Here is a 23429-nt window from a genome sequence, read left to right on the forward strand (position 1 = left end):
TAACGCTGAGCCGCCGCCGGTCCCCAAAGGCCGGCGGCTTTGTGCTTTCTGAAAGACGGACAACCGACGATGCGTTCGATTCTTGTGCTCCTGCACCGCTACATCGGCCTGGCCACGGCGATCTTCCTGTTTCTCGCCGGCATTACCGGCAGCATCCTGGCCTTCCATCACGAGCTGGATGAATGGCTCAACCCGGAGTTCTACCACACCACCAGTGAGGGGCCGGTGCTGTCGCCGGGGACGCTGGTGGAGCGTGTCGAGCAGGCCAACCCGCGCATGCAGGTCTGGTACATGGAGTTTCCCAGCGAACCCGGCCACGCCGCGCTGATGGCGCTGGTGCCGCGCGACGATCCGGCGACCGGCAAGCCCTATGACGAACGACCCGTGGTGCATTACCTCGATGCGGTGACTGGCGAGCCGGTGGGGACGCGCTATTGGGGCGAGTGCTGCTTCTCGCGCAAGAACTTCGTGCCCTTCATTCTCGAGTTCCATTACAACCTGTCGCTGCCGGGCAACTGGGGGCTGTGGTTGATGGGCATCGTGGCGATCGCCTGGGTAATCGATTGCTTCGTCTCGCTGGTGCTGACCTTCCCTCGCGGCCGGCCGTTCTTTTCCAAGTGGTGGACGGCCTGGAAGATCAAGCGCCAGCGGATGAACCACGACGTGCACCGCGCCGGCGGCCTGTGGCTGTGGCTGCTGCTCACGCCAGTGGCGGTCAGCAGCGTGGCGATGAACCTGCCGGAGCAGGTGTTCAAGCCGGTGGTCTCACTGTTCTCGCCCGTAGAGCCGAGCGTCTACGAGGCCCGCGGGCGGATGCCGGCCGAGCAGTTGGGCACTACCGCCTACGACTTCCACCAGGCGTACGACTACGCCATGCAGCACGCTGCCGAGCTCGGCCTGACCGAGGCGATCACCGAGCTGTACTACAGCTTCGAGTACAACTTCTATGGCGCCGGTTTCGGCGAGCACGACAGCAATCAGGGCAATGCCTGGCTGTTCTTCCACGGCACCGACGGGCGCCTGCTCGGCCAGGAGATTCCTGGCCAGGGCACGCTGGGGCAGCAGTTCCACCTGCTGCAACCGGCGATCCACGGCGGGCGCATTCTCGGCTTGCCGGGTCGCATCCTGATCGCCGTGCTAGGCGTGGCGATCGCGGTGCTGTCGGTGACCGGGGTGGTGATCTGGTGGCGCAAGCGACGCGCACGCATCAGCGCGTCGCTGCGTGAACCACGCAGGGGGAATGCAGCGTCGGCAAATCCGGTCGGTGAGCCATGATGGCCAACAGGCTCGTGTTTCTCACTCCGCCCGGTTGACCAGCTCAGGCAACTGCTCGGCCAGTTTCTGCACCCGCAAGGGCGAACGGATAAAGCCGCGCTGGCGGCCGTCCGGGCCGATCAGGACCAGGTTGCCGCTGTGGTCGACGGTGTAGTTCTCCTTGCTGGTATCCCCCGGAATGAAGGGAATGCCGACGCCGTTGGCCAGGGTCTGGATATCGTCCAGCGGGCCGGTCAGGCCCTGGAAGCCGGCGTTGAAATAGCCGAGGTATTCCTTGAGCTGCGCGGGCGTGTCGCGGTCCGGATCGACACTGACCAGTATGGTGCGCAACTGGCCGCGCACCGTCTCCGGCAGCATGCCGTTGAGCTGGCGCAGCTCGGCCAGCGTGGTGGGGCAGATGTCCGGGCAGAAGGTGTAGCCGAAGAACAGCAGCGTCCATTGCCCCTTCAACGCGTCCAGCTGCACCGCTTCGCCGTCCTGATCCGTCAGGCTCAGCGCCGGCACCGGGCGGCTCTGCGGCAGCAGGACGATGCCGGCGTCCAGCAGCTGGGTGGGATCGAGCTGGCGCTGGCTGTTGAGCACCTTGGAAACCGTCAGCCCGACGACCAGCGCGATCAGCGCCACGAGAATGAAGACGGTTTTCTGGATGCGGGTCATGAACGTCCTTTGGGCGACTGGGTGGCCTGTTTGGTGAGCTCAGTTGGTCAATTTCGGCGCCCATGGCCCCGACACTGCGTTGCTGCTCCTTGCCATAGCTCGCTATGACTCGTCGCAGCGCCTTGTCTCGGAGCCATGTTCATCCGAACTTGCCTCAACCCGCTCACCGCACAGGCCACTAGAAATCGAGTAGCAGATAATGATCAACCAGCAGCGCGATGAACAGCGCGAACAGGTACCAGATGCTGAATTTGAACGTCTTGATTGCCGCATGTGGCCGGCTGTCGCGGTACAGCGCGATGGTCCAGTAGAGGAAGCGCGCGCCCAGCAGCACCGCGGCGGCCAGGTATAGCGGGCCGCTCATGTGAATGGCGAAGGGCATGAAGCTGACCGCCAGCAGCATGGCGGTGTAGAGCAGGATGTGCACCTTGGTGTAGTGCACGCCATGGGTCACCGGCAGCATCGGCACGTTGACCTTGGCGTACTCGTCCTTGCGGTGGATCGCCAGGGCCCAGAAGTGCGGCGGCGTCCAGGCGAAGATGATCAGCACCAAGAGCAGCGGCTCGGCGGTGACCTGGCCGGTTACCGCGACCCAGCCGAGCAGGGGCGGCGCGGCGCCGGCCAGGCCGCCGATGACGATGTTCTGCGGTGTGGCGCGCTTGAGAAAGCCGGTATAGATCACCGCGTAACCGATCAGCGAGGCCAGCGTCAGCCAGGCGGCGAGGGCGTTGGTGAAGGTCAGCAGCAGGGCCAGCCCGCTGACGCCGAGGACGAAGGCGAAGGTCAGTGCCGCCGCCGGCGAGACCCGGCCTTCGACCAGTGGCCGCTTGTGGGTGCGGGCCATCACCGAATCGATCTGCCGGTCCACCACATGGTTCACCGCCGCCGCGCCGCCGGCGCACAGGGCGATGCCGAGGTTGCCGAACAGCAGCACCGTCCAGGGCACACCGGCGCGGGTGGCGAGGAACATGCCCACCAGCGAGGTGATGAGCATCAGCAGCACCACCTTCGGCTTGGTCAGCTCCAGGTAGTCGCGCCAGCTGGCCTGGGCGCCGCGTTCGCTGAGTAGAGTCGCCATTGGGGTTCTCCTTGTGGTCATGCGCGGGGCAGATCGAGCTGCCCCGTCGTGTTCGAAATCGATGCAGGCTCGGTTTGCCGGGTGGCATGTGCAGGCTGGCGCAGCCGGTAATTGACCAGTACCAGCACCAGCAGCAGCGCGGCACCGCCGCCGTTGTGCGCGACGGCCACCGCCAGCGGCAGGTTGAACACCACGTTGCTGATACCCAGGCCGACCTGCAGCGCCAGCGCGGCGATGAGCAGCCCGGCCAGCCGGCTGAGGCCGCGGCGCATGAGCATGGCGGCGAGCAGCAGCAACACCAGCGTCACCAGCAGCGCACCGATGCGGTGGCTGACGTGGATCGCCGTGCGCGCCTCGCCGTAGAGCAGACCGCCGAGGTAGTTGGGGCCGATGTCGTGGTGGGTCAGGTTGAAGGCGTTGGCGAAGTCCATCCGCGGCCACCATTCGCCGTGGCAGGTGGGGAAATCGGTGCAGGCCACCGCCGCATAGTTGCTGCTGACCCAACCGCCCAGGGTGATCTGCGCCACCACCGCGAGCAGGGCGATGCCGGCGAATCTACGCAGACGACCGTCCACGGCCGGCAAGGGAGCAAGCGCGCCGGACAGCCGCAGGCACAGCAGAAACAGCAGGCTGAGCGTGGTGAACCCCCCGAGCAGGTGCGCGGTGACTACCTGCGGCCAGAGCTGCAGGGTCACCGTCCACATGCCGAAGATCGCCTGGGCGATGACCACCGCGAGCAGCAGCAGCGGCAACTTCAGCGGTTGCCCAGGTTGGCCGCGACGGCGTATCGCCTGTACGGCAAGGGCGAGGATCACCAGCCCGAGGGCGCCGGCGAAATAGCGATGAACCATCTCGTTCCAGCCCTTGCGCACCTCCAGCGGTGCATCGGGAAAGCGCAGCGCGGCAAGGTTCTGCTTGTGTTCGCTCATGGGCACGGCAAGGAAACCGTAGCAGCCGGGCCAGTCCGGGCAGCCGAGGCCGGCGTGGGTCAGCCGCGTGTAGGCACCGAGCAGCACGACCACCACGGCCAGCGCGGTGGCGATCAGGGCGAGGCGGTATCCGGGTCTGGCCATCGGGTTCTCCTTGGGGCGGCCTGTTTGGGACCGCAGCGCAGCGGCGCAGTGCCTCAGCCGATCTGCGAGATCTTCAGCAGGTATTTCAGGTCGTCGAGAATCGCCTTGCCGTCGGCGCCGACGTCGTAGCGCAGCACCAGATTGCCGTGGGGGTCGACGATCCACAGTTGGGGGGTGGCGGGTGCCTCGGGGTTGCGGGCATAGACGGCGGCGTCCAGCGTATGGCGTTGCAGCTGCGGGTATTCGCGACGCAGGCGCTGTTCGTAGGCTTCGTCCAGCGCCGTCGCGCTGGCCAGTGCATGGCCGGCGCGGGCCGCTTCGCGGGCCAGGCCGATATTGATCTGGCGGGCCAGGTAGACCAGTTGCTGGCATTGGGCCTCGCAACCCTGCGGCGCGGTGACCAGCAGCTCCCAGCGCCGCTCGGGCGCTGTAGCGCTGACGCCGATGGCCGCACGGTCCTGGCCGTTGGCGATCAGCACGCCGTCATAGCTGCGGCTTTCCGGCACCCAGAAGCCGAAACGGTACATGGCCGAAGCCAGCAGCATCGGGCCGAGCACCACGCCGATGATCAGCAGCAGTTGCAGCCGACCGCGGCCGCGTTTCCCTTCACCGCTGGAGAGGGTTGGATTCATCGTGCTCACTGCGCTTCCCCCGTGCCTGATGCACACCGAAATAGATGAACAGCGCCAGCAGTGCCGCTGCGAGGGCGAACCACTGCACGGCGTAACCCAGGTGCTGCGACGGGCTCATGCTGGTGATCGCCCAGTCGGCACGATAGGCGCTCGGACCCGGCTCCAGGCGCAGCTCGTGGATCACCCCCTCGCGCCCCGCCTGCTGCCACATCGCCTCGATGTCCACATGGTTGATCAACCGCGGCCAGCCCTCGGCCGCTCGATGGCTGAATACGAACGGCTTGCCCGGCGGAACGTAGACCCAGGCGGCGAGCTTCAACGGCTGCGTCGGCGTGTCGAAGGCCGGCGGCACGCGGCGGTCCGGCCAGGGAATCCAGCCCCGGTTGACCATCACCCAGCGGCCGCTGAGTTCGTCATGGAAGGGTTGCAGCAGTTCGACGCCGACCTGGCCGTCGCGGGTGCGGCTGTCGAGCAGGAAGCTGTGCTCGGCATCGAAGCGACCCTGCAGGAACACCCGGGCGAAGGCCGGATCGTTCAGCTGTTCGATCTCGTGTGGCGCCAGCGGTGCGGCCTGCTGACGGGCTTGCTGGCGCTCCAGCAGCTCGCGCTTGTGCTCACCGCGTTCCAGCTGCCAGAAACCCAGCCACACCAGTACCGGCAGCATGGCCAGTACCAGCAGGGTCGGCAGCAGCCCCGGCCTGAAGCCGCTCATGGCCGGCACCCTGATGCGTCGATACGGCTGGCTATACTCCACCCCCAATACCCCTGTCGTGGAATCGCTCATGCTCAAGGCGGCGATCGTTCTGTTGTTAGTGGCCACGCTGGTCAGTCTGTTCAGTGGGTTGTTCTTCCTGGTCAGGGATGAGGGGCGTACCTCCCGCGTGATCACGGCCCTGTTCATCCGCGTCACCCTCAGCGCGCTGACCGTCGCGCTGATCGGCTGGGGTTTCTATACGGGGCAGCTACGCCCCGCCTTCGGTTTCTGAGAGCTCCCTAGATCACGTAGACGAACACGAACAGCGCGATCCACACCACGTCGACGAAGTGCCAGTACCAGGCCGCCGCCTCGAAACCGAAGTGCTGCTCCGGGCTGAAGTGCCCGCGCAGGATGCGCACCAGCATCACCGTGAGGATGATCGCGCCCATGGTCACGTGGGCGCCGTGAAAGCCGGTGAGCATGAAGAAGGTCGCGCCATAGATGCCCGAGCCCAGCGTCAGCCCGAGTTCGGTGTAGGCGTGCACATACTCCTCGATCTGCAGGATCAGGAATGCCACGCCGAGCAGCACGGTCAGGCCCAGGCCGATCTTCAGGTGCTGGCGGTTGTTCTTGCGCAGCGCATGGTGCGCCCAGGTCAGGGTGAAGCTGGAGCTGACCAGCAGGATGGTGTTGATCAGCGGCAGGCCCCAGGCGCTGATGGTGCCCTCCGGCGCCGGGTAGAGCTTCGGGTCGGGGTTGTTCAGCAGCGGCCAGCTGTACTCGAAGCCGGGCCAGAGCATGTTGCTGATGCCCTTGTCGCCCTCGCCGGCGAGCCAGGGGCCGGTCCAGTAGCGGATGTAGAAGAGCGCGCCGAAGAAGGCGAGGAAGAACATCACCTCCGAGAAGATGAACCAGCTCATGCCCCAGCGGAACGAGCGATCCATCTGTGCGCTGTACAGCCCCGCGCGGCTTTCCTTCACCACGGCGCCGAACCAGCCGAACATCATGTAGGCGATCAGCAGCGCGCCGACGAAGAAGATCAGCGGCCCGTTGGACGAATCACGGGCGGCCTTGAGGTCGTTGAACCAGCTGCCCAGGCCATAGAAGGTGACCAGCAGGGCGATGGTGGCAATGATCGGCCATTTGCTCTGATCGGGAACGTAGTACTGCTCGTGGGTGGTCTGTTGGCTCATTGCAGACTCTCCTTGGCCGGGGCCGATGCGGCGTTGACGGCCACCGGCGGCTGGCGGGACGTGATGTCGAACAGCGTGTAGGCGAGGGTCAGGTGATGCACGTCGGCGGGCAGGTCGCGATCGACGATGAAGCGCACCGGCATCTCGATGCGCTCGCCCGGCTGCAGCACCTGCTGGGTGAAGCAGAAGCACTCGGTCTTGTGGAAGTAGGCGGCCGCCCGTGACGGCGAGACGCTGGGAATCGCCTGGGCGGTCATCGGCTTGTCGGTGGGGTTGTAGGCGACGAAGCGGATCTCCTGGGTGGCGCCGGGGTGCACGCTGATCTGGTCGGCCTGCGGGCCGAACTGCCACTGCATGCCGGCGGCGTTGGTGGCAAGGAACTGCACCCGCACCGCACGCGCCTCGTCGGCGCTCTGCACGCCTGTGTAGGCGCCAGCCGTCTTGCCGTTGATGCCGAAGGCCTGGCACATCACGTCATAGATCGGCACCAGCAGGAAGCCGAAGCCGAACATGGCGATCACGACGAACACCAGGCGGCGGACCAGCCGCCGAGTGGACAGGGCCTCGTTCATGGCAGCCTCCCCGATCGAGGGTTGCGGGCGGCCCGGCAACCTCCGGTCACACCCCGATGCATGCTCACGGCGTCAGCTCCCCGCCGGTGCCCTTGCGGTGCTCGTGCACATCGCTCATGTCCGGCGGCACCTGGAAGGTGTGGTAAGGCGCCGGCGAGGGCACGCTCCATTCCAGTCCCTCTGCGCCGTCCCATGGCTTGGCCGGTGCGGGTGCGCCGCCGCGGATGCACTTGATGACGATGAACAGGAACAGCAGCTGGGTGGCGCCGAACATGAAGGCGCCGACGCTGGAGACCATGTTGAAGTTGGCGAACATCATGTTGTAGTCGGGGATGCGTCGCGGCATGCCGGCCAGGCCAACGAAGTGCATCGGGAAGAACGCCAGGTTCATGCCGATGAAGCTCATCCAGAAATGCAGCTTGGCCAGGGTCTCGTCATACATGTGCCCGGTCCACTTCGGCAGCCAGTAGTAGGCCGAGGCGAAGATGCCGAAAATCGCCCCCGGCACCAGCACGTAGTGGAAGTGCGCCACCACGAAGTAGGTGTCGTGGTACTGGAAGTCCGCCGGGGCGATGGCCAGCATCAGCCCGGAGAAGCCGCCGATGGTGAAGAGGATGACGAAGGCCACGGCGAACAGCATCGGCGCCTCGAAGGTCAGCGAGCCGCGCCACATCGTCGACACCCAGTTGAACACCTTCACCCCGGTGGGTACGGCGATCAGCATGGTGGCGTACATGAAGAACAGCTCGCCGGTCAGCGGGATGCCGACGGTGAACATGTGGTGCGCCCAGACGATGAAGGAGAGGAAGGCGATCGCGCCGGTGGCGTAAACCATCGAGGTGTAGCCGAACAGCGGCTTGCGGCTGAACGCCGGGATGATCGAGCTGACCGCGCCAAAGGCCGGCAGGATCATGATGTACACCTCGGGATGGCCGAAGAACCAGAACACGTGCTGGAACAGCACCGGGTCGCCGCCACCGGCTGCGCTGAAGAAGCTGGTGCCGAAGTGGATGTCCATCAGCATCATGGTCACCACGCCCGCCAGCACCGGCATCACCGCGATCAGGAGGAAGGCGGTGATCAGCCAGGTCCAGACGAACAGCGGCATCTTCATCAGCGTCATGCCTGGCGCGCGGAGGTTGAGGATGGTGGCGATCACGTTGATCGCACCCATGATCGAGCTGATGCCCATCAGGTGGATGGCGAAGATGAAGAAGGTCACCGACTCCGGCGCGTAGGTCGTCGACAGCGGCGCATAGAAGGTCCAGCCGAAGTTCGGCCCGCCGCCTTCCATGAACAGGGTCGAAACCAGCAGGCCGAAGGCCGCCGGCAGCAGCCAGAAACTGAAGTTGTTCATCCGCGGCAGCGCCATGTCCGGTGCGCCGATCATCAGCGGGATCATCCAGTTGGCCAGGCCGACGAAGGCCGGCATCACCGCGCCGAACACCATGATCAGGCCGTGCATGGTGGTCATCTGGTTGAAGAATTCCGGCTGCACGATCTGCAGACCCGGCTGGAACAGCTCGGCGCGGATCACCATGGCCATCGATCCGCCGAGCAGGAAGGCGCAGAAGCTGAACCACAGGTACATCGAGCCGATGTCCTTGTGATTGGTGGTCAGCAGCCAGCGCGAGAGCCCCTTCGCCGGGCCGTGGTGGTGGTCATGCCCGACATGACCATGGTCGTCGATCACTGCACTCATCACCTGATCCTCTTACTGGGTGGCTTCTTCGGCCTGTTTGAAGTCGAGCACGTCTTTCGGCGTGACCATGTCGCCCGTGTTGTTGCCCCAGGCGTTGCGCTCGTAGGTGATGACGGCAGCCAGATCGACCTCCGACAGCTGCTTGCCGAACGCCGCCATGGCGGTGCCCGGCTTGCCGTTGACGACGATGTCGATGTGCGCCTCGACGTCGCCGGTGGCGATGGCCGAGCCCTTGAGGGCCGGGAACATCGGCGGGATGCCTTCACCCCCGGCCTGGTGGCACGAGGCGCAGGCGGTCTGGTAGACCTTCTGGCCGCGCTCGGAGAGCTCTTCCAGCGTCCATTCCTTGCTGGTCAGTTCAGCCAGCTTGGCGGCCTCGGCCTTCTTCTCGCCGAGCCAGCTGGCGTAATCCTCCTGCGACTTGACCTCCACCACCACCGGCATGAAGCCGTGGTCCTTGCCGCAGAGTTCGGTGCACTGGCCGCGGTAGATGCCCGGCTGCTCGACGCGGGTCCAGGATTCATTGATGAAACCGGGAATGGCGTCCTTCTTCACCGCCAGATCCGGTACCCACCAGGAGTGGATCACGTCCGCCGCGGTGATCAGGAAGCGGACCTTGGCACCGGCTGGGATCACCAGCGGCTCGTCGACTTCCAGCAGGTAATGCTCGCCCTTGGGCGACTGGTTGTTGATCTGCTCGCGCGGCGTGGTGAGGTTGCTGAAGAACTCCACGTCCTCGCCCAGATACTTGTAGTGCCACTTCCACTGGTAGCCGGTGATCTGCACATCCACGTCCGATTCGCTGGAGTCGTAGATGTGGATCAGCGTGCGCGTCGCCGGGATCGCCATGCCCACCAGGATCAGCAGCGGGATGACCGTCCAGAGCACCTCGACGCGGGTGTTTTCGTGGAAGTTGGCCGATTGCTGACGCTTGGAGCGGCGGTGCGCGATCATCGAATAGATCATGACGCCGAACACCAGCACGCCGATGACCACGCAGATCCAGAAGATGGTCATGTGCAGATCGAACACCGACCGACTGACGTCGGTGGCGCCGGAGCGCATGTTCACGTCCCAGGCCGCCTGGGCCTGGCCAAATACTGCCGAAAGCCCAAGCCCCATCCAGATGCATGGATGTCGAGACATTGCGGGTTCCCCTTATGATTCTTGTTATCCCGCCGACCGCCATCGCACCGCCGAGAATCGGCTGGCCGGGGAAACCATTCCCGTCATGCCAGCTACGTTCTCGATCAGTCCGATTCTGCCCAGCACGACCACCGGAAGGCCCGGTGGCCGACTGGACGCTTGCACGCGCAGTCGGAACTCAATCAGGTACGCCTACGATTCGGAGTATAGACAGCGATCCCACTCTCGCAATTTAAGCGCGGGGCGTGTCTGGCTCGGGCTGTGCGGGGTCGTCGTTCTTCTTCACGCCGCGAATGTTCATCGCCGCCAGGCAGACCTGCAGGACGATCAGCGCCCAGGCCTCGGCGTGCCAGCCCCAGATCACCCAGAGCAGGTTGCTCAGCAGAAAACAGCAGAAGCCGACGAAGCGCCGGCCGGGTCGCAGCGAGCCGATCAGCCAGGCGGCGATCACCGTGACCGCCATGGCCGGCCATTGCAGCAGATCGATAAAGACGTCCAATTCATCCTCCGCAAGCGCAGGCAGCGCATCGGTTCGCCCGATGCGCTGCCTGCAAGGTGCACATGTTGATGCCTGAAGGATGAGGGCTTGGCCGCCCCGATTAGTTCCCGGCGGCGGCTGCGGCGAGATGTGCGGCCTGTCGACGCCGGCCTTCGACCCGCCGGGTCAGCGCTCGCGCTTCGATGATCAGCCGCGCGCCGCTGCCCTGGTTGGCGCGCTGCCATTCCTCCAGCAGCTCCATGCAGGCGTGATCGATGTAGCGCAGGTGCGCCATCGGTACATGCAGCCAGGCATCCTGCGGCACGCCCTGCAGTGCGCGGGCGAGCTGCGGCACGCGAAGAAAGGTCGCCGCACCCTGCATGCGCAGCTCGACCCGGCGGCCGTCGCGCACCACGCCGATCTTCAGTCGCGACGCCTGCCAGGCCAGCTGCGCGAGTGTCAGCGCGAAGCCCAGCAGCACGCCGGTCAGCAGGTCGGTGGCGACGATGGTCAGCGCGGTGGCGACATGAATCAGCATGGCCATACGGCCGTAACGGCCGAGCTGGCGCAGCGCGTCCAGGTCGATCAGCTTGAGCCCGGTGTAGACCAGCACACCGGCCAGGCTCGCCACCGGAATCTGCTCCAGCAGCGCGGCCAGCAGCACCACCGCGGCCAGCAGCCAGAGCGCATGCAGCATGGCCGACAGCCGTGTACGCGCGCCGGCCTGCACGTTGGCCGAGCTGCGCACGATCACGCCGGTCATCGGCAGCGCGCCGAGCACGCCGCAGAGCATGTTGCCGACGCCCTGCGCGGTGAGCTCGCGGTCGAAATCGGCACGCGGGCCCTGGTGCATCCGATCGACCGCGGCGGCGGACAGCAGGGTTTCGGCGCTGGCGATAAAGGCCACGGCCAGCGCCGCGACCAGCAGGCCGGGATCGGCGAACGCCAGCAGATCGGCCGGCTGCAGCCAGCTGATGGCGTCGGCAAGGTTGTCCGGCACCTCGACACGGCGCACGTCGAGCCCCAGCCACAGCCCCACCAGCGTCGCCGCCGCGACACCGAGCAGCGCGCCGGGCAGCAGACGCAGACGCTGCGGCCTGAGCCGATCCCATGTCCACATGCAGGCGATGGTCAGCAGGCCGAGGGAGGCGGCGGCCATGCCATTGCCGCCGGAGAACGGCAGGGCCGCCCACAGCGCGGCGGGAAAGGCGCCGAGATTGTCCAGTCCGGAGGCTTCCGGCTGCGCATCCATCATCACGTGCAACTGCGACAGCACGATGAGAATGCCGATGCCTGCCAACATGCCGTAGACCACGGCCGGCGCGGTAACGCGGAACCAGCAACCCAGCTTCAGCCGCCCGGCCAGCAGCTGCAGCGCGCCGGCCAGCAGCAGGATCGGGCCGAGCATCGCGGCGCCATATTGCTGTACCAGTTCGAAGACCAGCACCGTGAGGCCCGCGGCCGGGCCACTGACCTGCAGCGGCGCGCCGGCCAGCCAGCCCACCACCAGCCCGCCGACGATACCGGTGATGACGCCCTTGGCGGGCGGTAGGCCCGAAGCGATGGCAATGCCCATGCACAGCGGCAGCGCCACCAGGAAGACCACCACGGACGCCATCAGGTCGCGTGGCAATGTTGCTTTGATCGTTTCTGCATTCATTCGAAATCCTCGACAACGCGGCGACGCCCAGCGGCGCCGCCGGGAGTGACAGCCAATGCCTTTGCGGCCGCTGGTTCAGGCTTGCAGGTAGCGCGGTGCGGGCGTTGCCACCGGCAGCGGGCCGTCGCCGTCCAGCGGCGCGAAGCGGCCGGTGCCGGCGTCGTAGGCGAGGATTTCGCTGGTTTCGATGCAGTAGACCCAGCCATGGATCGACAGCTGACCGCCGGCGAGGCGGGCGGCGACCGAAGGGTGGGTGCGCAGGTGGTCGAGCTGCGCCACCACGTTCTCCTCGGTAAGCACGCCCAGGGCCTCGCCGGCCGTGCAGCTGCAGTTCTGCTCGACCAGGCTGCGCGCCACCTCGCAATGGCGCAGCCAGGCCTTCACCGTGGGCATGCGCTGCAGCCCGGCCGGGTCGAGCACCGCTTTCATCGCACCGCAGTCGGAATGCCCGCAGACAATGATGTGTTGCACGTCGAGGGCCATCACCGCGTACTCGATGGCGCTGGAAACCCCGCCGTTCATCTGGCCATAGGGTGGCACCACGTTGCCCACGTTGCGGGTGACGAACAGGTCGCCGGGCGAACTCTGGGTGATCAGCTCGGGAACGATCCGCGAGTCGGCACAGGTGATAAACATCGCGCGCGGCTGCTGGGCCTTGGCCAGACGGGCGAACAACGCCTGCTGTTCGGGGTAGACCTCGGCACGGAAGCGGCGAAAGCCATCGACCAGGTGGGCGAAGGATTCGTCGGCGCTCTCGTCTCGGGCATGCCGGCCGCCTTGGGCGGATGCTTTGCTGGGCTCGACGCGGGCGGTGAATATTTCACGCATGGGCTTGGGTCTCCTGGGGCAGGGGCAAGGCGTGCCAGCGCCGCGCAGACCGCAGGCGGTCCGCGTGACTGGCTGGTCACATTTGCCTCGAGGCTAGTCAGCGAGACTTAACTGAAACTGAACGAGCCGCTCTAGGACGAGCCTTTGCGACGATTGCCCCGCTAGCGCAATGATGGCACTGGCATCCCGGCGCGGCGAAATCAGAGCAACGGCATCTGCCGTCCCGGCACGACGAAACGGCTGCAATCCAGGCCGTAATTCTGATCCCGCCGATTGAAGCCCAGCCGCTTGCAGGCCAGCTGGAAACGCTGGGCGAGCAGTTGGGCGAACTGGCCTTCGCCGCGCATGCGGCTGCCGAAACGGCTGTCGTAATCCTTGCCGCCGCGCGACTGGCGCACCAGGCTCATGACATGGGCGGCGCGCTGCGCAAAGTGTTCCTCGAGCCAGCCCTCGAACAGCCCGGCCACCTCATGAGGCAGGCGCAGCAGCACGTAGCCGGCCGAACGCGCACCGGCTTCGCGGGCGGCTTCCAGCAGGCGCTCCAGCTCCATGTCGTTGATCATCGGGATCATCGGCGCGCACATCACGCTGACCGGCACGCCGGCCTCGTGCAGTGTGCGCAATACCCGCAGGCGCGCCGAAGGCGAGGCTGCGCGCGGCTCCATGATGCGTTTGAGTTCATCGTCCAGGGTCGTGAGGCTGACCGACACGCTCACCAGCCGCTGCTCGGCCAGCGGCACCAGCAGGTCCAGGTCGCGCAGCACCAGCGACCCCTTGGTGATGATGTGCACCGGATGCCTGAAGCGCAGCAGGATCTCCAGTGCCTGGCGCGTCAGCCGCTGCTCGCGCTCCAGCGGCTGATAGGCGTCGGTGTTCACCCCCAGGGCGATGGGCTGCGGCACGTAGCCCGGCTTGCTCAGCTCGGCCTCCAGCCGTTCGGCAAGGTTGGTCTTGGCGATCAGCCGGGTCTCGAAATCGATGCCCGGCGAAAGATCCCAGTACGCGTGCGATGGCCGCGCAAAGCAGTAGATGCAGCCATGTTCGCAACCGCGGTAAGGGTTGACCGAGCGATCGAAACCGACGTCCGGCGACTGGTTGCGCGTCAGTACCGACTTGGCGATCTCGCGGCGCACCTCTGTGGCCCGGGTCGGCGGGACGTCCTGTTCCCAGCCATCGTCGTAGGCCTCGCTGCGCGTGGGCGCGAAGCGGTTGTCCGGGTTCACCGCCGTACCGCGGCCGCGTGGTGTGGAAATGGGCAGGGTCATGTTTTTGGCCAAATGCTGTTTATATATACAGTAAACAGCTCGTCGACCGCGCGCCAGCCCAACTGATCGATGGCAACCGCTACCGCCCGTCGGTTGCCTCGGGAACATTTGCTTACAGGTCCGGACAAAGGAGGCTGATCGGGTGAGCGCTGTGGTTTCCGCGCTTCCCGAATTGGAGCCGGCCGGCAAACAAACAAAAGGATGATCAGGGCGCCTCCGGCGACCGATCCGGCAGTACCGGCATTGCACTCCCGTGCACTCCAGCTTCCAGCCACTGCCGACAGTCAGGAGCAGACCATGCATCCCACCGGTTCCTTCCACACCCGGGAAAACAACTTCGATTTCCTGCGCTTCTTCGCCGCCGCTCTGGTGCTGTTCGCCCACAGCTACCCGCTGGTCGGCCGTCGCGAAGACGAACCACTGACGCTGCTGACCGGCTATGAGAAGGGCGGCTCGATCGCCGTCGGCATCTTCTTCGTCATGAGCGGCTACCTGATCGCCTCGTCCTGGCTGGCCAGCAGCAGCCCGAAGAGCTTCCTGATCAAGCGTGCACTGCGCATCTTCCCGGCGCTGATCGTCGCGGTGCTGCTGTCGGTCTTCGTCATCGGACCGATGGTCACGCAGTTCAGCCTCGGTCGCTATCTGGCCGCCGACGGTACCTGGACCTACCTGCAGAACATCCTGCTGGTGACGCGCTACGAACTGCCTGGCGTGTTCACCGGCAACATCTATCCCGATGTGGTCAACGGTTCGCTGTGGACGTTGCCGCTGGAAGTGCTGATGTACATCGGCGTGATGATTCTCGGCCTGACCGGCTTTCTCAAGCGCCGCCTGATCTTCCTGCCGATCGTGGTGCTGGCGGTCGGGCACTTCTGGCTGCTGGGCAAGCTGGGTATCGAGTCCTACTTCATCAAGAACATCTTCAAGCTCGGTCTGCTGTATTACAGCGGCTCGGCACTGTTCCTCTATCGCGACGACATTCCCTGGCGCGGCTGGATCGCGGCGCTGCTGTTCGCCGCGCTGGTGGCGACCTTCCGCACCGACATCGGCCCGTTGGTGTACTTCGTCGCGCTGCCGTACCTGGTGCTCTACCTGGCCTACGCGCCGCTGCCCTGGGTGTCGCGTTTCGGCAAGTACGGCGACTTCTCCTACGGCCTGTATATCTACGCCTTCCCGTTCCAGCAGCTCACCGTCTACCTGTTCGGCCCGCAGGTCGGCGTGCTCGGCCTGACGCTGATCGCCTTCGTGCCGACGCTGATCCTCGCCGCGCTGTCCTGGCACCTGATCGAAGCGCCGGCGATGAAGCTCAAGCGCCTGTTTGCCTCGCCACCGCAGCCGGGACGGGCGACGCCGAAGGTTGAGGGCTGAGCGAGCCTTGCACCGAAAAAGAACCCGCCACTCGGCGGGTTCTTTTTTATCAGCGGTGCGGCTGCGTAAGCGCTGGCGTGGCGGTGACCGCGGTCTGTCGTGAGGCCGCGAAGCAGAATCGTTCGGCGTGCGCCTTCACCTCCGGCGCACCTGCAGATCACGATAACCGGCGGCGGGGTCGCCCCGTACTTCCAGATGCCCCGCGGTAGCCAGCTCGCGGGCGCGCCAGTAGAGGAAGAGATCGGTGGCGAAGAAACCGTCGCAATGGCCCATGACCTCGGCCATCGCACGCGCCAGCGGTGCGAATTCATCCGGGCTGGCGGCGATCAGCGCCGCGTCGATCAATTGATAGTCTTCGCCGCTAAAGGTCCCATTGTCCCAGCGCCGAATGCCATAGGTGCCGGCGCATTGCTGATGCCAGAGCGCGGCAAGCTCGGTCTGGCGGGACACCGAAACGGCCTGTGGCCGGTAGAGCGCCGCCAGCGCCTCGGGCGAATGCATGGATACCGCTTTGCGCCGGCCGGCGCGGCTGTCGCCTGTACCGCAGGCCACTTCTTGCAACCGGCAGCCCTGCAACGCCGCGCAGACCCGTGCCAGCAGCAGCTGTTCGGACGCGCTGTCGCCATGCCAGACGATCACGTTGTCGGCTTGTCCGGCGAGCTCTGCCAGCCAGCGCGCATCGGCGGCCAGGTCGTGGGCGAACAGTGGGCGCGGCGTCAGCTCGTCAGGCCACAGCTGCTCCCAGAAGGCGACACGGGCGGCGCACGGCGGGCTGTCCACATCGCTCAGCGGGCCGACTGCCAGGTCATCGCGCAGCACCCGGACCTCCGCACCCGGTTCGCGGTCGGCCAGCAGGTTGCGAACACCATCGCCGGCCAGGTCACCGCAGGTCAGGTGCAGCACCCTTACTCCGGCTTCTTCAACTTCGGATTAGGAAAAAACTGCACCGACTGCACCTGCGGGTTGGCCGGCTTGGGCTGGACCTTGTTCACTCGTGTGCCCAGCTCCATGGGTACCGACTGGCCCTGGGCGTTGAGGGTGTCGGCATAGCCGCAGTCGATGCATTCGCGGTGCGGGACACCGTCGACATCCCACATCTTGATGCAGTCCGTGCCGCTGCACGCCGGGCATACGGCCCCGGCGATGAAGCGCTTGGTGGTGACTCGGGATACTTCGTTGCTCATGCCGCGGCCTCCGCTACCAGCCCGAGGTGGCGCAGCAGGGCGTCGATAGACGGCTCGCGGCCTCGGAAATCGACGAACAGTACCATCGGCTCCTGGGAGCCGCCACGCGCCAGGATGGCCTCGCGGAAGGCGCGGCCGGTCTCGGCGTTGAACACCCCTTCCTCCTCGAAGCGCGAGAAGGCGTCGGACGACAGCACCTCGGCCCACTTGTAGCTGTAGTAACCGGCGGCGTAACCGCCGGAGAAGATGTGCGCGAAGCTGTTGGGGAAGCGGTTGTAGGCCGGCGGCCGCATCACCGAAACCTCATCGCGGATGTGTTCGAGCACCTCCAGCACGCTGCGACCGTCACCGTGGGTGGCGTGCAGTTCGAAGTCGAACAGGGAGAACTCCAGCTGGCGCGCCATCATCATGCCGGACTGGAAGTTCTTCGCCGCCAGCATCATGTCCAGCTTGTCCTGTGGCAGGGCTTCGCCGGTCTGGTAGTGACCGGAGATCAGTGCCAGGCCTTCGGGGTCCCAGCACCAGTTCTCCATGAACTGGCTGGGCAGCTCCACCGCATCCCAGGCCACGCCGTTGATGCCCGACGCACCAGCGTGCTCGACCTGGGTCAGCAGGTGGTGCAGGCCGTGGCCGAATTCGTGGAACAGCGTGGTGACCTCGTCATGGGTCAAGAGCGCCGGGCGCTCGCCCACCGGCGGGGTGAAGTTGCAGACCAGGTTGGCCACCGGCGTCTGCAGCGTGCCGTCTGCGGTGCGGCGCTTGTCGCGGGCGCCGTCCATCCAGGCGCCGCCGCGCTTGTTCGGCCGCGCGTAGAGGTCGAAGAAGAAGCGCCCGACGTGCTCGCCGTTCTCGGTGATCTCGAACAGCCGCACGTCCGGGTGCCAGCCGTCGAACTGCTCCAGTTCATGGATCTGGATGCCATACAGGCGCTGGACGATGCCGAACAGCCCGGACAGCACCTTGTCGATCGGGAAGTAGGCGCGCAGCTCTTCCTGGTTCAGGCTGTAGCGCTGCTGGCGCAGCTTCTCGGCGTAGTAGCCCAGGTCCCAGCTCTGCAGGTCGTCCAGACCCTGCTCGGCGGCGAAGGCGCGCAGTTCGGCCAGGTCGCGTTCGGCGAACGGCTTGCTGCGCACCGCCAGGTCGCGCAGAAAGCTCAGTACCTGCTCGGTGGATTCGGCCATCTTGGTCGCCAGCGACAGCTCGGCGAAGTTGCGATAGCCCAGCAGGCCGGCCAGCTCGTGACGCAGCTCGAGGATCTCGGCCATCACCGGGCCGTTGTCGAACTGCCCGGCATTCGGGCCCTGGTCCGAGGCGCGGGTGCAGTAGGCGGTGTAGACCTCCTCGCGCAGGCTGCGGTTGTCGGCGTAGGTCATCACCGCGTAGTAGCTGGGGAATTCCAGGGTGATCAGCCAGCCGTCGAGGCCCTTGGCCTTGGCCGCCTCGGCCATCTGCGCCTTGGCCGATTCGGTGATGCCGGCCAGCACGCTCTCGTCGGTGATGTGCCGGGTCCAGGCCTGCGTGGCGTCCAGCAGCTGGTTGGAGAACTTGCTGCCCAGCTCGGCAAGCTTCATCTGGATGGCGCCGAAGCGCTGCTGCTCGACCGGCGGCAGGTCGATACCGGATAGGCGGAAGTCGCGCAGCGAATGCTCGAGGATGGTCTTCTGCGCCACCTCGAAACCGGCCGCCGCGGGGCCGGAGGCAAGCGCCTGGTAGGCCTCGAACAGCGCGCGGTTCTGCCCGAGTTCCGTGTAGTAGGCCGACAGCTTGGGCAGGCAGGCCTCGTACGCGGTGCGCAATTCCGGGCTGTTGCACACGGAGTTGAGGTGACCGACCGGCCCCCAGGCACGGGCGAGGCGATCATTCAGCTCGTCCAGCCCGACCACCAGGGTCTGCCAGTCCAGGCTTTCGGCCGGGCGGCTGAGCAGCTCCTGGATCGCCACGCGGTTGTCGCCGAGGATGGTGTCGACGGCCGGCTCGACGTGCTCCGGACGGATTTCGGAATAGGGCGGCAGGTCGAATTGTTGCAGCAGGGGATTGTTCGCGCTCACGGGGACACCTTGTGACGAAGAGGATTGCAGGCCGCTCGCTGGAGCGAGACCGGACGTGGCAGGCAGATGTCCTAGATGGACGCGCTGTCGTGCTTTTTCAACGCCGGTCGGCCGGTTGTTACTCTGACCACGGCGGGCGGCATGCTGCTCAGCCCGGGTCCGCAGCGGCAATGCCGGCCATCTTAATTACAATCGACCCTTCCCGCAGCCAAAGAGGTTTCTATCGTGGCGATACGCAGCTACCAAAACAGCACTCCGACACTGGGCGAGCGCGTGTTCGTCGACGACTCCGCCGTGGTCATCGGCGAGGTGGAAATCGGCGCCGACAGCTCGGTGTGGCCGCTCACGGTGATCCGCGGCGACATGCACCGCATCCGCATCGGTGCGCGCTCGAGCATCCAGGACGGCAGCGTGCTGCACATCACCCATGCCGGCCCGTACAACCCGGACGGCTTCCCGCTGACCATCGGCGACGAGGTCACGGTCGGGCACAAGGTCACGCTGCACGGCTGCACCCTGGGCAACCGCATTCTGGTGGGCATGGGCTCGATCGTGATGGACGGCGTGGTGGTCGAGGACGAGGTGATCATCGGCGCCGGCAGCCTGGTGCCGCCGGGCAAGACGCTCGAGTCGGGCTATCTCTATGTCGGCAGCCCGGTGAAGCAGGCGCGCCCGCTGACCGACAAGGAGCGCAGCTTCTTCAGCTATACCGCCGGCAACTACGTCAAGCTCAAGGACCAGCACCTTGCCGAGCGCGGCTGATCCCCCTCACTTGGCGAACAGCTGGCCGATGTCCTTGAACGCCTTGAACTCCAGGGCGTTGCCGCAGGGGTCGAGCAGGAACATGGTCGCCTGTTCGCCGACCTGGCCCTGGAAGCGCACGTAGGGCTCGATCACGAAGCGCGTGCCGCGCGCCTTCAGCCGCTCGGCCAGCGCCTCCCATTGCTCCCAGCCGAGTACCACGCCGAAGTGCGGCACCGGCACGTCGTGGCCATCCACCGGGTTGCTGTGCGCCGCCTCCTGATGCGGCATCTTCGGCGCCTCGTGGATCACCAGCTGGTGGCCGAAGAAATCGAAATCCACCCAGTGATCGCTGCTGCGGCCCTCGGTACAGCCGAACGCCTCGCCGTAGAAGGCACGGGCGGCGGCCAGATCGTAGACGGGAATGGCGAGATGGAAGGGCGAAAGCGTCATCGGGTCGTACTCCGGAAATGGCAAGACGTTTCGAGTGTAGAGGCTTTCTGGCCGTACCGAGCATCGCCGGTGGGCTTCAGCCCGGCAGAAGCGCCTTGATTCACAACCGTCCCTAGAGCCTTTTTCCGCCGATCGGCCTACCCTGCAGCAGACCGGAGACGAAAGGAGAGACGTCGATGCGTGCCATGTTGCTGGAACAGATTGGCCAACCCTTGCAGCTGCGCGAGCTGCCCGTGCCGCAACCGGGGCCTGGCGAGGTCCGCGTGCGGGTGTTGGCCTGCGGTGTCTGTCGCACCGACTTGCACGTGGTGGATGGCGAGTTGCCGGAGGCGCCGCTGCCGATCATTCCCGGCCACGAGATCGTCGGTCTGGTCGATGCCTTGGGCGAGGGCGTGACGGGCTTCGAGCCGGGCCAGCGGGTCGGCATTCCCTGGCTGGGGCACACCTGCGGCACCTGCAGCTACTGCCAACACGCCGAGGAAAATCTCTGCGACGCGCCGCAGTTCACCGGTTACACGCGGCCCGGCGGCTACGCCGAATACGTGGTGGCCGATGCCCGTTTCGTTTTTGCCCTCGGCGAGGAGGGCGACCCCGTGGCGCTGGCACCGCTGCTCTGCGCCGGGCTGATCGGCTGGCGTTCGCTGGTCAAGGCCGGTGACGGCAAGCGTCTCGGGCTGTACGGCTTCGGTGCCGCGGCGCATATCGTCATGCAGGTGGCGCGCTGGCAGGGGCGCGATGTGTATGCCTTCAGCCGCCCGGGCGATGTGGCGGCGCAGGACTTCGCCCGTTCGCTGGGCGCGGTCTGGGCCGGTGATTCGGGCGAGCTGCCGCCGGTGCCGCTGGATGCGGCGATCATCTATGCGCCGGCGGGCGAGCTGGTGCCGGCCGCGTTGCGCGCGCTGCGCAAGGGTGGCCGGGTGGTCTGCGCCGGCATCCACATGAGCGATATCCCGAGCTTTCCCTACAACATCCTCTGGCAGGAGCGCGAGGTGGTCTCGGTGGCCAATCTCACCCGCCAGGACGGCCTGGAGTTCTTTCCGGTGGCCGCCCAGGTCGGCATCCATACCGAAACCCACGCCTACCCGCTGGAGCAGGCCAACCAGGCACTGGATGACCTGCGCAACGGGCGTTTCCAGGGTGCTGCGGTGCTGGTGCCCTAGCGAGATGCGCCAGGGCGCAAAGCCCTGGCGCGGTGCGGCGAACGGCAAGGATCGGATTGGCGATGGCGCAGTCACACTCCAGACAGCCAATGCCAAATGAAGGAGCCCCGCCATGAGCGTCACCGTGAGCAAGCTCCAGGGCGACGAGATTCCCGAGCATCTGCGCGGGCCGGATATCCGGGTGGTCTACCGGGTGACCGATGCCGAGGGCCACAGCCGCTACCTCACCGACGAAGTCGAAGCTGCACAGCTGGCGGTCAGCGTCAGCGACCGCCAGCAGCGATAGCCCGGCGTGGGGCCGTGAGCCTCAGCCGGCCAGCACCGAGTCCACCAGCGCCTTGGCCTCGGCCTGGATGCGTGCCAGGTGCGCTTCGCCCTCGAAGCTCTCGGCGTAGATCTTGTACACGTCCTCGGTGCCGGACGGCCGCGCGGCGAACCAGCCGTTCGCCGTTTCCACCTTCAGCCCGCCGATGGCCGCGCCGTTGCCCGGCGCCTCGGTGAGGATGCGGGTGATCGGCTGGCCGGCCAGCTCCTTGGCCGAGACCTGCGATGCCGACAGCTTGCCCAGGCGTGCCTTCTGCTCGCGATTGGCGGCAGCGTCGATGCGCTGGTACACCGGCGCGCCGAAGCGGTCGGTCAGCGCCTGGTAGCGTTCGCTCGGGTCCTTGCCGGTGACTGCGGTGATCTCCGCCGCCAGCAGACCGAGGATCAGCCCGTCCTTGTCGGTGGACCAGGCGCCGCCCTGCTTGTCGAGGAACGAAGCGCCGGCCGACTCCTCACCGCCGAAGCCCAGGCTGCCATCCATCAGGCCGTCGACGAACCACTTGAAGCCCACCGGTACCTCCACCAGACGGCGGTCGATGCCGGCGGCAACACGGTCGATCATCGACGAAGACACCAGCGTCTTGCCGATGCCGGCCTCGGCGCTCCAGCCCGGGCGATGGGTGAACAGGTATTCGATGGCCACCGCCAGGTAATGGTTGGGGTTCATCAGCCCGCCGGAGCGGGTGACGATGCCGTGGCGGTCATGGTCGGTGTCGCAGGCGAAGGCCACGTCGAAGCGGTCCTTGTTCTCGATCAGCCCGGCCATGGCGTGCGGCGAGCTGCAGTCCATGCGGATCTTGCCGTCCCAGTCCAGGCGCATGAAGCGGAAGGTCGGGTCGACCACCGTGGACAGCACCTCCAGCGGCAGGCCGAAGCGCTCGGCGATGCGCGGCCAGTAGTGCACACCGGCGCCGCCCAGCGGGTCGACGGCGAACTTCAGGTCCGAGCCGCGGATGGCGTCGAGGTCGATCACCCGCTCGAGCCCTCCGACATAGGCGTCGATGAAATCGAAGCGCTGGGTGGTGGCGGCCTTGAGCGCCTGGCGGTAATCCATGCGCTTGACGCCATCGAGACCGGCGACCAGCAGCGCATTCGCGCGCTCCTGAATCCACTTAGTAACGCCGGTGTCGGCCGGGCCGCCATTGGTGGGGTTGTACTTGAAGCCGCCGTCGCCCGGCGGGTTGTGCGACGGCGTGATGACGATGCCGTCGGCCAGCCCGCTCGTGCGGCCGCGGTTGTAGCTGAGGATCGCGTTGGAGATCGCCGGGGTCGGGGTGTAGCCCGGCTCGCCGCCGGTTTCCGGGCAACCGGCGTCGATGCGCGTCTCGATGCCGTTGGCCGCCAGCACTTCCAGTGCCGAGACGAACGCCGGCTCGGACAGCGCATGGGTGTCCATGCCCATGAACAGCGGGCCGTCGATGCCTTCCTGGCGGCGGTAATCGCAGATCGCCTGGGTGGTGGCGAGGATGTGCCACTCGTTGAAGCTGCCCTTGAGCGAGGAACCGCGATGCCCGGAGGTGCCGAACGCCACCTGCTGCGCCGGGTCGGACGGGTCCGGTCGGTCGCTGTAGTAGCGCGCCACCAGGCGCGGCAGGTGGGTCAGGGTGTGCGGGTCGGGCAGGCGTCCGGCGTTGGGGGCGATGCTCATGGGGCGGTCCTTTGTGAAGAAGGCGATGCGCCGGCCGATCCGGGCGCGGCGAAGAGCGAATGAAACGCCAGTCGGCGTCGTTTATCCAGAGCTAAGACCGCAGCGACGGTGGCGGTTCCCTGATCGGCAGGTCACGCGCTGCTGCGTCCCGGCCAAGCGCGCTCGTCGCCCCGCCGGAACCTGTAGCGGGCCGGCCTTTCTTCTGCTTAACGGCCGGCAATTCGCCGGCCCGTTACCCGGAGATTTC

At 66.3% G+C, this 23429-nt stretch carries 24 protein-coding genes; 6 read left to right on the forward strand and 18 right to left on the reverse strand.

What is annotated here, in order from left to right; translation table 11 throughout:
• Positions 1 to 69: 69 nt before the first annotated feature.
• Positions 70 to 1275 carry a PepSY-associated TM helix domain-containing protein gene (locus ACVRRC_RS03565; protein ID WP_068506073.1) on the forward strand — a complete coding sequence of 402 codons (1206 nt, stop codon included), beginning with the start codon at positions 70 to 72 and terminating at the stop codon, positions 1273 to 1275.
• 21 nt (positions 1276 to 1296) lie between these two features.
• Here the strand turns inward: ACVRRC_RS03565 and ACVRRC_RS03570 are convergent, their stop codons facing one another.
• From ACVRRC_RS03570 to ACVRRC_RS03590, 5 genes are all read right to left on the reverse strand, one after another.
• Complete coding sequence (locus tag ACVRRC_RS03570; protein WP_011915173.1) at positions 1297 to 1932, reverse strand: SCO family protein; 636 nt, start codon at positions 1930 to 1932, stop codon at positions 1297 to 1299.
• Between the two features lie 178 nt (positions 1933 to 2110).
• A complete protein-coding gene (gene cyoE, locus ACVRRC_RS03575; RefSeq protein ID WP_079327909.1) occupies positions 2111 to 3010 on the reverse strand; it encodes a heme o synthase in 900 nt (299 codons plus the stop codon).
• 17 nt (positions 3011 to 3027) lie between these two features.
• Positions 3028 to 4083 carry a COX15/CtaA family protein gene (locus tag ACVRRC_RS03580; RefSeq protein WP_011915171.1) on the reverse strand — a complete coding sequence of 352 codons (1056 nt, stop codon included), beginning with the start codon at positions 4081 to 4083 and terminating at the stop codon, positions 3028 to 3030.
• A gap of 53 nt (positions 4084 to 4136) precedes the next feature.
• Positions 4137 to 4715, reverse strand: a complete 579-nt coding sequence (locus ACVRRC_RS03585) for a hypothetical protein (protein WP_020308372.1) — start codon at positions 4713 to 4715, stop codon at positions 4137 to 4139.
• Positions 4690 to 5427: an SURF1 family protein gene (locus ACVRRC_RS03590; RefSeq protein WP_013984508.1), complete on the reverse strand. Its 738-nt coding sequence runs from the start codon at positions 5425 to 5427 to the stop codon at positions 4690 to 4692. The genes ACVRRC_RS03585 and ACVRRC_RS03590 overlap by 26 nt, the downstream gene beginning before the upstream one ends.
• 70 nt (positions 5428 to 5497) lie before the next feature.
• Between ACVRRC_RS03590 and ACVRRC_RS03595 the strand changes: the two genes are divergently transcribed.
• The gene (locus ACVRRC_RS03595; RefSeq protein WP_013984507.1) at positions 5498 to 5701 is read left to right on the forward strand and encodes a twin transmembrane helix small protein; all 204 of its coding nucleotides are present in this window, start codon (positions 5498 to 5500) and stop codon (positions 5699 to 5701) included.
• Positions 5702 to 5708: 7 nt separating this feature from the next.
• Here ACVRRC_RS03595 and ACVRRC_RS03600 read toward each other — a convergent pair whose 3' ends face one another.
• The 8 genes from ACVRRC_RS03600 to ACVRRC_RS03635 all read right to left on the reverse strand — a co-directional run bounded on the left by ACVRRC_RS03600 (position 5709) and on the right by ACVRRC_RS03635 (position 14256).
• Positions 5709 to 6605, reverse strand: coding sequence for a cytochrome c oxidase subunit 3 (locus ACVRRC_RS03600; RefSeq protein ID WP_011915167.1), 897 nt, complete (start codon positions 6603 to 6605; stop codon positions 5709 to 5711).
• Complete coding sequence (locus ACVRRC_RS03605) at positions 6602 to 7177, reverse strand: cytochrome c oxidase assembly protein (RefSeq protein ID WP_011915166.1); 576 nt, start codon at positions 7175 to 7177, stop codon at positions 6602 to 6604. Before ACVRRC_RS03605 ends, ACVRRC_RS03600 begins: the two co-directional genes overlap by 4 nt.
• A 64-nt stretch (positions 7178 to 7241) precedes the next feature.
• On the reverse strand, positions 7242 to 8879 hold the full coding sequence (ctaD, locus tag ACVRRC_RS03610) for a cytochrome c oxidase subunit I (protein ID WP_017244939.1): 1638 nt from the start codon (positions 8877 to 8879) through the stop codon (positions 7242 to 7244).
• A 12-nt stretch (positions 8880 to 8891) separates the two neighbouring features.
• Entirely contained in the window at positions 8892 to 10025 is a 1134-nt protein-coding gene (gene coxB, locus ACVRRC_RS03615; protein ID WP_017244940.1) for a cytochrome c oxidase subunit II, read from the reverse strand.
• Between the two features lie 232 nt (positions 10026 to 10257).
• Complete coding sequence (locus tag ACVRRC_RS03620; protein ID WP_013984504.1) at positions 10258 to 10524, reverse strand: hypothetical protein; 267 nt, start codon at positions 10522 to 10524, stop codon at positions 10258 to 10260.
• 100 nt (positions 10525 to 10624) lie between these two features.
• Positions 10625 to 12163 carry a SulP family inorganic anion transporter gene (locus tag ACVRRC_RS03625; RefSeq protein WP_472996632.1) on the reverse strand — a complete coding sequence of 513 codons (1539 nt, stop codon included), beginning with the start codon at positions 12161 to 12163 and terminating at the stop codon, positions 10625 to 10627.
• A 75-nt stretch (positions 12164 to 12238) separates the two neighbouring features.
• Positions 12239 to 12991: a carbonic anhydrase gene (locus tag ACVRRC_RS03630; RefSeq protein ID WP_011915161.1), complete on the reverse strand. Its 753-nt coding sequence runs from the start codon at positions 12989 to 12991 to the stop codon at positions 12239 to 12241.
• Between the two features lie 200 nt (positions 12992 to 13191).
• On the reverse strand, positions 13192 to 14256 hold the full coding sequence (locus tag ACVRRC_RS03635; RefSeq protein ID WP_026006531.1) for a PA0069 family radical SAM protein: 1065 nt from the start codon (positions 14254 to 14256) through the stop codon (positions 13192 to 13194).
• A gap of 297 nt (positions 14257 to 14553) precedes the next feature.
• Here ACVRRC_RS03635 and ACVRRC_RS03640 point away from each other — a divergent pair, with 297 nt between their 5' ends.
• Complete coding sequence (locus ACVRRC_RS03640) at positions 14554 to 15624, forward strand: acyltransferase family protein (RefSeq protein ID WP_011915159.1); 1071 nt, start codon at positions 14554 to 14556, stop codon at positions 15622 to 15624.
• Between the two features lie 135 nt (positions 15625 to 15759).
• On the opposite strand, the gene ACVRRC_RS03645 is transcribed toward ACVRRC_RS03640, so the two are convergent.
• From ACVRRC_RS03645 to prlC, 3 genes are read right to left on the reverse strand one after another with little or no spacing between them, the layout of a single operon-like run.
• The gene (locus tag ACVRRC_RS03645; protein WP_472996633.1) at positions 15760 to 16527 is read right to left on the reverse strand and encodes a DUF1835 domain-containing protein; all 768 of its coding nucleotides are present in this window, start codon (positions 16525 to 16527) and stop codon (positions 15760 to 15762) included.
• A 2-nt stretch (positions 16528 to 16529) separates the two neighbouring features.
• Complete coding sequence (locus tag ACVRRC_RS03650) at positions 16530 to 16808, reverse strand: YheV family putative zinc ribbon protein (protein WP_013984497.1); 279 nt, start codon at positions 16806 to 16808, stop codon at positions 16530 to 16532.
• Entirely contained in the window at positions 16805 to 18856 is a 2052-nt protein-coding gene (prlC, locus tag ACVRRC_RS03655) for an oligopeptidase A (RefSeq protein ID WP_045159505.1), read from the reverse strand. The genes ACVRRC_RS03650 and prlC overlap by 4 nt, the downstream gene beginning before the upstream one ends.
• A gap of 225 nt (positions 18857 to 19081) precedes the next feature.
• Between prlC and ACVRRC_RS03660 the strand changes: the two genes are divergently transcribed.
• Positions 19082 to 19618, forward strand: a complete 537-nt coding sequence (locus tag ACVRRC_RS03660) for a gamma carbonic anhydrase family protein (protein WP_045159504.1) — start codon at positions 19082 to 19084, stop codon at positions 19616 to 19618.
• A gap of 6 nt (positions 19619 to 19624) precedes the next feature.
• On the opposite strand, the gene ACVRRC_RS03665 is transcribed toward ACVRRC_RS03660, so the two are convergent.
• Positions 19625 to 20050 (reverse strand): VOC family protein, encoded by a 426-nt coding sequence (locus tag ACVRRC_RS03665; RefSeq protein WP_079327913.1) that lies wholly within the window; start codon positions 20048 to 20050, stop codon positions 19625 to 19627.
• Between the two features lie 176 nt (positions 20051 to 20226).
• Here ACVRRC_RS03665 and ACVRRC_RS03670 point away from each other — a divergent pair, with 176 nt between their 5' ends.
• Both ACVRRC_RS03670 and ACVRRC_RS03675 read left to right on the forward strand, forming a co-directional pair.
• Positions 20227 to 21210 carry a zinc-dependent alcohol dehydrogenase family protein gene (locus tag ACVRRC_RS03670; RefSeq protein WP_472996634.1) on the forward strand — a complete coding sequence of 328 codons (984 nt, stop codon included), beginning with the start codon at positions 20227 to 20229 and terminating at the stop codon, positions 21208 to 21210.
• A 112-nt stretch (positions 21211 to 21322) separates the two neighbouring features.
• Positions 21323 to 21496 carry a hypothetical protein gene (locus ACVRRC_RS03675; RefSeq protein WP_472996635.1) on the forward strand — a complete coding sequence of 58 codons (174 nt, stop codon included), beginning with the start codon at positions 21323 to 21325 and terminating at the stop codon, positions 21494 to 21496.
• A 21-nt stretch (positions 21497 to 21517) separates the two neighbouring features.
• Here the strand turns inward: ACVRRC_RS03675 and pgm are convergent, their stop codons facing one another.
• Positions 21518 to 23182 carry a phosphoglucomutase (alpha-D-glucose-1,6-bisphosphate-dependent) gene (gene pgm / locus ACVRRC_RS03680; RefSeq protein ID WP_472996636.1) on the reverse strand — a complete coding sequence of 555 codons (1665 nt, stop codon included), beginning with the start codon at positions 23180 to 23182 and terminating at the stop codon, positions 21518 to 21520.
• Positions 23183 to 23429 lie beyond the last annotated feature (247 nt).

This window comes from Stutzerimonas sp. LR2 (genome assembly GCF_055755175.1).

What these genes read in the sequence shown, in the direction of transcription:
- ACVRRC_RS03565 (WP_068506073.1), top strand. Translation starts at nt 70, where the DNA reads ATGCGTTCGATTCTTGTGCTCCTGCACCGCTACATCGGCCTGGCCACG.
- ACVRRC_RS03570 (WP_011915173.1), bottom strand. Translation starts at nt 1,932, where the DNA reads ATGACCCGCATCCAGAAAACCGTCTTCATTCTCGTGGCGCTGATCGCG.
- cyoE (WP_079327909.1), bottom strand. Translation starts at nt 3,010, where the DNA reads ATGGCGACTCTACTCAGCGAACGCGGCGCCCAGGCCAGCTGGCGCGAC.
- ACVRRC_RS03580 (WP_011915171.1), bottom strand. Translation starts at nt 4,083, where the DNA reads ATGGCCAGACCCGGATACCGCCTCGCCCTGATCGCCACCGCGCTGGCC.
- ACVRRC_RS03585 (WP_020308372.1), bottom strand. Translation starts at nt 4,715, where the DNA reads ATGAATCCAACCCTCTCCAGCGGTGAAGGGAAACGCGGCCGCGGTCGG.
- ACVRRC_RS03590 (WP_013984508.1), bottom strand. Translation starts at nt 5,427, where the DNA reads ATGAGCGGCTTCAGGCCGGGGCTGCTGCCGACCCTGCTGGTACTGGCC.
- ACVRRC_RS03595 (WP_013984507.1), top strand. Translation starts at nt 5,498, where the DNA reads ATGCTCAAGGCGGCGATCGTTCTGTTGTTAGTGGCCACGCTGGTCAGT.
- ACVRRC_RS03600 (WP_011915167.1), bottom strand. Translation starts at nt 6,605, where the DNA reads ATGAGCCAACAGACCACCCACGAGCAGTACTACGTTCCCGATCAGAGC.
- ACVRRC_RS03605 (WP_011915166.1), bottom strand. Translation starts at nt 7,177, where the DNA reads ATGAACGAGGCCCTGTCCACTCGGCGGCTGGTCCGCCGCCTGGTGTTC.
- ctaD (WP_017244939.1), bottom strand. Translation starts at nt 8,879, where the DNA reads ATGAGTGCAGTGATCGACGACCATGGTCATGTCGGGCATGACCACCAC.
- coxB (WP_017244940.1), bottom strand. Translation starts at nt 10,025, where the DNA reads ATGTCTCGACATCCATGCATCTGGATGGGGCTTGGGCTTTCGGCAGTA.
- ACVRRC_RS03625 (WP_472996632.1), bottom strand. Translation starts at nt 12,163, where the DNA reads ATGAATGCAGAAACGATCAAAGCAACATTGCCACGCGACCTGATGGCG.
- ACVRRC_RS03630 (WP_011915161.1), bottom strand. Translation starts at nt 12,991, where the DNA reads ATGCGTGAAATATTCACCGCCCGCGTCGAGCCCAGCAAAGCATCCGCC.
- ACVRRC_RS03635 (WP_026006531.1), bottom strand. Translation starts at nt 14,256, where the DNA reads ATGACCCTGCCCATTTCCACACCACGCGGCCGCGGTACGGCGGTGAAC.
- ACVRRC_RS03640 (WP_011915159.1), top strand. Translation starts at nt 14,554, where the DNA reads ATGCATCCCACCGGTTCCTTCCACACCCGGGAAAACAACTTCGATTTC.
- ACVRRC_RS03650 (WP_013984497.1), bottom strand. Translation starts at nt 16,808, where the DNA reads ATGAGCAACGAAGTATCCCGAGTCACCACCAAGCGCTTCATCGCCGGG.
- ACVRRC_RS03665 (WP_079327913.1), bottom strand. Translation starts at nt 20,050, where the DNA reads ATGACGCTTTCGCCCTTCCATCTCGCCATTCCCGTCTACGATCTGGCC.
- ACVRRC_RS03670 (WP_472996634.1), top strand. Translation starts at nt 20,227, where the DNA reads ATGCGTGCCATGTTGCTGGAACAGATTGGCCAACCCTTGCAGCTGCGC.
- ACVRRC_RS03675 (WP_472996635.1), top strand. Translation starts at nt 21,323, where the DNA reads ATGAGCGTCACCGTGAGCAAGCTCCAGGGCGACGAGATTCCCGAGCAT.
- pgm (WP_472996636.1), bottom strand. Translation starts at nt 23,182, where the DNA reads ATGAGCATCGCCCCCAACGCCGGACGCCTGCCCGACCCGCACACCCTG.